General features: G+C 71.2%; 4 protein-coding genes, 1 tRNA gene and 1 pseudogene. 1 reads left to right on the top strand and 5 read right to left on the bottom strand.

Annotated features, from left to right (window positions below):
- Positions 1-694: pseudogene (locus tag ACLWS4_RS36895) on the bottom strand (hypothetical protein); the annotation flags it as partial.
- A 309-nt stretch (positions 695-1,003) separates the two neighbouring features.
- Between ACLWS4_RS36895 and ACLWS4_RS36890 the strand changes: the two are divergent.
- On the top strand, positions 1,004-1,702 hold the full coding sequence (locus tag ACLWS4_RS36890) for a hypothetical protein (protein ID WP_416876409.1): 699 nt from the start codon (positions 1,004-1,006) through the stop codon (positions 1,700-1,702).
- A gap of 60 nt (positions 1,703-1,762) precedes the next feature.
- Here ACLWS4_RS36890 and ACLWS4_RS36885 read toward each other — a convergent pair.
- The 4 genes from ACLWS4_RS36885 to ACLWS4_RS36870 form a co-directional block, all read right to left on the bottom strand.
- A tRNA-Met gene (locus tag ACLWS4_RS36885) sits at positions 1,763-1,839 on the bottom strand.
- A 192-nt stretch (positions 1,840-2,031) separates the two neighbouring features.
- A complete protein-coding gene (locus ACLWS4_RS36880) occupies positions 2,032-2,640 on the bottom strand; it encodes a hypothetical protein (protein ID WP_416876408.1) in 609 nt (202 codons plus the stop codon).
- A gap of 430 nt (positions 2,641-3,070) precedes the next feature.
- Complete coding sequence (locus ACLWS4_RS36875; RefSeq protein WP_416876407.1) at positions 3,071-4,009, bottom strand: HK97 family phage prohead protease; 939 nt, start codon at positions 4,007-4,009, stop codon at positions 3,071-3,073.
- Between the two features lie 269 nt (positions 4,010-4,278).
- Positions 4,279-5,199: hypothetical protein (locus tag ACLWS4_RS36870; RefSeq protein WP_416876406.1), on the bottom strand; the 921-nt coding region annotated here is incomplete at its 5' end.

The raw sequence follows: 5,199 nt of genomic DNA, 5'->3' as shown, positions 1-5,199 counted from the left end.
TCTTGAACGTCAGCTGCGACTGCGGGGCTCGCGCGAACACCTCGACGGCCGCCGTGCCGCCGGGCGGCACCTCCATGACCCGCTCGGGCACGATCGCGGCCGCGTTGGTGAAGCCGGTGACGCGCACCCCGTACAGGATGTTGGCGGTGGTGGTCTGGGAGGGGAACAGGTCCCGGATGCGGCCGGGCCGCACGGCTCGCGGAACGATGTCCAGGTGCTCGGGGGTGCCGAAGCCGAGGACACCGGCGGTGCCGGCGCTGCGGCTGAAGACGTCCTTGCGGCCGAGCTGGTCCAGGGCGCTGCCGTCGATGGTCACCATCTGGTCGAACGAGCCGCGGAAGCCGGCGGCCTTGAGGCCCTTGAACTCGTCGCTGTCGAGGAACTGCTGGCCGAGGGACTTCACCTGGCCGGCGAGGTGGGCCGCGAGAGCGGCGTCCTGTGGGGCGAAGGGCTGCGAGGTGGGCTCGTTGAGGAAGGCGTGGACGTTCGCCGCGCCCTCCAGGTCGGTGATCAGCTGCTTGATCTCCTGGGCCTCGCCGAGGGCCTTGCGGAAGGCGGCGGCCTTCTCGGCCGAGACGGTGACTCCGCCGTCCTCGACGGTGAAGGACGCGCTGATGGTGTCGAGTTCGGCGGCCTTGGCGCGCAGCGCGCCGTTGAGCTCCTTGAGTCGGGTCTTGTCGGTGGTGGTGGGCACGGTGTGGCGCTCCTCGGGATGGTGCCGGGCCACCCCGCCAGCGCGGGACGGAGAGGGTCGAGCCGTGCGACCGGTCAGCACCGGATCGCCACGGTGATCGGCACACCGTAGGAAGACCTGATCGCTAGTGTCGCGTCGAGCGTCGAGGCGCGTGTCCGGCGTCGCCGACCGTCGGGCTCTCTCCTTTCAAGTCACCCTTCTAGCAGTTGATTTGGCTGTGCCCATGCCTGTGGGACGTGGGTGAGTGTGGTGGTGTCCGGCAGGGTGCCGGACACCCGGCTGCCGCCGGCCAGCGCGCTGGAGACACGCATGTACCCCTTCCCCAGGCCCCAACTGCCGCTCCTGGATGCCGCCTCGTGCCCACCAGCCGACGACCGCGATGCGAAGCCGCCCCTGACCGTCGACGGGACGGCGTTCCACGTCGTTCGGACCTCCGCCGGGTGGGCCCTGCGGATCATCTCCTCCTCCTCGGTCGAGTTGTACGGGCCGTCGGACAGCTCCGAGCAGGCGGAGCAGTGGCTGCACCGGTACACGGCATGGCGCCTGTGGCCGTTGACCCGAACCCGCGGGCCCTGGGGCTGCCTGGTCAAGGCCCCGGAGGGCTGGATGACCGCGCTGGCGCACACGGCCCTGCCCCCGACCGTCCGACCACACCGTGGCGTGCAGGACGCGGAGGTGTACGTCGCCGGTCATCTGATCGCCCCGGCCGGGTGGTCGGCTGTGCACGACACCAGCGTGCCGTCGGGGATCTGGGCGATCGAAGCCCAGTTCTGGGTGCGGGAGGGCTATCGGGTACTGGCGACGTGGGCCACGGTCGACCTGGGAAGGATCACCCGCGACGCCTACCGGAACGACGAGCTCGGCCGGGGCAACTACTCGCCGACCGACCTGGCCGAGCGGCTCGGCGTCTCGCCGTCGGCAATCTCCGGCGCCGCGTCCGGAACCGGCTGGAATCCCCCGATCAACAGGTCAACCGGCGTGCTGGCGAACCGAAATCGGCGCCTGTAGTAGAAGTCGAGGAACGCTGAAGGGGCGGACACATGCTTGTGTCCGCCCCTTCAGCGTTCGTGGTAGCGGGGACAGGATTTGAACCTGCGACCTCTGGGTTATGAGCCCAGCGAGCTACCGAGCTGCTCCACCCCGCGTCGGTAGGCTCGACTCTACGGCACAAACGGGCGATCACAAACCAGATTCCTGGCAGTCAGTGCCGGTGCGCCCTGAGGCTCTGTGCCCGGCACCTGGGATGCCTGGCCAGGTCCACTTTCCAGCGATTTTCGGCGGGTATCCCCAGGTCGGGATGGTGGGCGCCTGGGGCGCTCGTCGAGGACGACGGGTGCTCAGTAGGTGAGGGTGATGCAGCCGTTGCCGCCCGCAGTGCCAGCTGCGCCCGGGGCCCCGGGGTTGTTGATCAGGAAGCCGCCGCCCGCGCCGCCCGTGCCGCCGGTTCCTCCGGCGCCTCCGGTGCCGGTGCTGGCCGGGCAGCTGGCGGGAACGGGGGGCGTCGGCGCGCCCGCGGCACCGCCCGCACCGCCCGCACCGCCCGCACCGTCCAAACCGCCCGCACCGTCGGTGCCGTTGGCTCCGGCCCCGCCGGGGCCTCCGCCTCTGATGTCGGGCTGGGTGCCGAGGCAGGAGGAGAAGAACGGCAGGCCGCCGCCCCCGCCGTCGCTACCGTAACCGCCATAGCCACCGGAACTGCCGAGGATGCCTGCGGGATTGCCTCCGCCTTGTCCACCGAGGCTTACGGAGCCACCAGCCGCGGCTGCCGCGGAGGCCGCGGCGACGGTGATGGCGGATTTGGTGCCGTTGCCCCCATCGCCGCCGCGCTGGCCCTCGGTCAGAAAGGAATCGGACGGCACTCCCGCGCCGCCCGCTCCTCCCGTGCCGCCCGTTCCGACGGCGAGCGTCAGGACCTGGCCGGGGGTGACGGCCAGGGTGCACGACACCCGGGCGCCTCCTCCGCCGCCCCCTCCGCCTCCGCCTCCGCCACCGCCGCCGAAGACGGGGCTCCCCGCGCCGGCGCCGCCGCCACCGGCTCCGCCGCTTCCGGCTCCGATGAGGAAGGCGGTGATGCTGGTGACCCCGTCGGGGACGGTGAAGGTGCCGTCGGTGGTGAAGGTCTGGGTGGTGGCGGCGGACGCGGGCGGGGCCAGGCCCACCGTCAACGCCAGGGAGCCTGCCAGGCTCACCAGGGCGGCCCCGGTCCGAAGGGCCCAGGGGCGGGCCGGTACGGGGGCACGCCCACGTGCTGTAACGCTCTGCGTTTGTTCCATATACGAAAAATGTGGCAGTTCGCATGCATTCGCAACCTGATCATGCGCCCGGTGACTTTCACAGATGGCCCGGATGGAGTCCCGAACGTTTCGCCCTGCCCGGTCAGCTGGTGGTTCGCGAGTCCGCGAACAGGGCGAATGCCGCACTAATCTCGCCCGGTTGGAGCACCGTCGTGGCGTGGGTCTTGTTCTCGTCAGCGGGGGGCTCGGGCGGCTGCCAGTCGAGGCCGGCTGCGGCGAGCACGGCGACCAGGTGCTGGACGGCGGAGGCCAGGCGGTCGGCGTTCTCGCCGGAGAGGACCTGGCCCGCCTTGTGCTGGAGCGCCGCGAGGGTCTTCATCTGGGAGGCGACCCGTTCCACGTCGGGTGCGAGGGCGGCCAGCGCCGCGTCGGGGCCGGTGCCCTCGACGTCGAGGACCAGGCGCACGGGGCTGGGCTGGCCGACGGACGGGACGCCGTCGCCGGAGAGCGTGTACGGGACCTCCCAGCTGGTCGAGTTGAAGCCGTCCTCGGTGTACCTCCAGACGGTCGCGACGACCCGGTCCGGGTAGGTGCCGATGACCTGCACCGTGCCGTGCTCGAGGCGGTCCTCGGTGGGACGCAGGCGCTGCTCCACGGCGGAGGCGATGGCGTCGATCCGCTCTTCCAGCGTGCCGGCCAGCGGCGCCAGTTCCACCTGGGTGTCGGCCAGGACGCCACGGGCCTTACCGGGGTACTGCTTGAGGTCGAGGGTCGAGGTGTAGGGGTTCGCGCCGAACAGCACCGGGCTGTACTCGTACAGGTCCAGGTCGGTGATGCGGCGAACCCCTTTGGAGCGTTTGGCCGTTCGGACCTGGTAGCCGATCGACCACTGGACCTGGTCGCCGAAGAACAGCAGGTTGGCGTACATGTCCTTCCCGGCCTGGGTGGCCAGGTTGCAGCGGCCCTTGACCAGGAGCGCGCCGGCCTCGGCGGACCAGGGCTGGCCGTTCGGCAGGGTGGCGGGCAGTCGGGCGTCGCCGGGCAGAAGTTCCTCGGTGTGTTCGGTGCGGGCGGTCCACACGTTCCAGTCGTGCGACCACGCCCTTCGGTGTGATCTCCGTGAGGGTGCGGGCGTAGGCGCCGGGCTCGATCACGTCGCCGTCGTGGTCGCGCAGCCCGGTGATCGACACGAGCGTGGTGAAGGTGCCCTGGTCGTCGTCGGTCTCCAGCACGCCGAGCATCGCCTGCTTGTGGTCCAGCGTGCTGCTGGGGGTCGGTGCCACCGTCTCGCTCCCGGTTCGCTGGGTTGGTGGCGGTCACGGTAGGCGGGCGGCGGGCTTGGGTCTCGTTCTACCCGTCGTACCAGTTGTCGTCGTCGGTCTCGGCGTAGACCTGCTGGACGTGCCAGTCTCCGGGGCCGGCGAGGATGACGATCTCGGACTCGTCCAGGCAGCCGATTCCGGTCCCCGGGACGGCCAGGATGCGGGTGACGGGCACGTCGCCGCTGATCGTGTAGCCGGTGTGGACCTCGCCGCCGTGCGTGGCGAAGTCGGCGGCGACGTGTACTTCGGTGGTGAAGGACGACAACGGGCGCAGCGGCAGGTCCGTGACCGTGCCCTGGCCGTCGATCTCGCTGACGTGGGTGTCGTCGTAGCCGCCGGTGAAGCCGCGGTGGACGGTGACGTGGGTGACGCCGAGGTCGGCGAAGTGCGCCTGGATGGTCTCCCACATGGCGGTGAGGAAGGCGTGCAGCACGGGCCCGTCTTCGGCAAGGGCCTGGGCGGTTTCGGCGTCGAGGTCGGCGTCCCCGTGCTCCCAGGCCATGGTGTCGGTGAGGTTGAAGGCCTGGCGCGCGGTCTCCTGGGGGGCGAGGGCGTTCGCGTCATGGTCGTTGGAGGTCGCCGCCCACCCGGCGACGTGGTGGGAGACGGCCTCGGCGCGGGCGAAGTCCCGGTACTCCTCGGCGCCCATCCTCACGTAGCCCCAGGGCTCGCGGCGGGCGCCGCTGTCGAGGTCGGCCTGGTCGATGTGGTCGGCGTAGCCGTTGGCTCCGGACTCCGGCCGGTACGCGGCGAGGTCTCCGGCTCGGACCCGGGCGAGGCGGTCGCGCTGGCGGTCGGACAGCAGTTGCTCGTCGGGGACGCCGCTCATCTTCTTGGCGAGCGAGTCGCACATGGCGGCCTTGAGCTTCGCGGGGGACCTCCCCCGCTTCCCGAGCAGGTCTCCCTGGCTCACCGCGTGGTCGTCGGCGAGGGTGCCCGGGAGGCCGAC

The sequence above is a fragment of the Kitasatospora sp. SC0581 genome (assembly GCF_048159585.1).
In the GTDB taxonomy this organism is placed as follows: domain Bacteria; phylum Actinomycetota; class Actinomycetes; order Streptomycetales; family Streptomycetaceae; genus Kitasatospora.
Note: the sequence above shows the minus strand (reverse complement) of the source record. Positions and strands in the feature narration are given on the sequence as shown.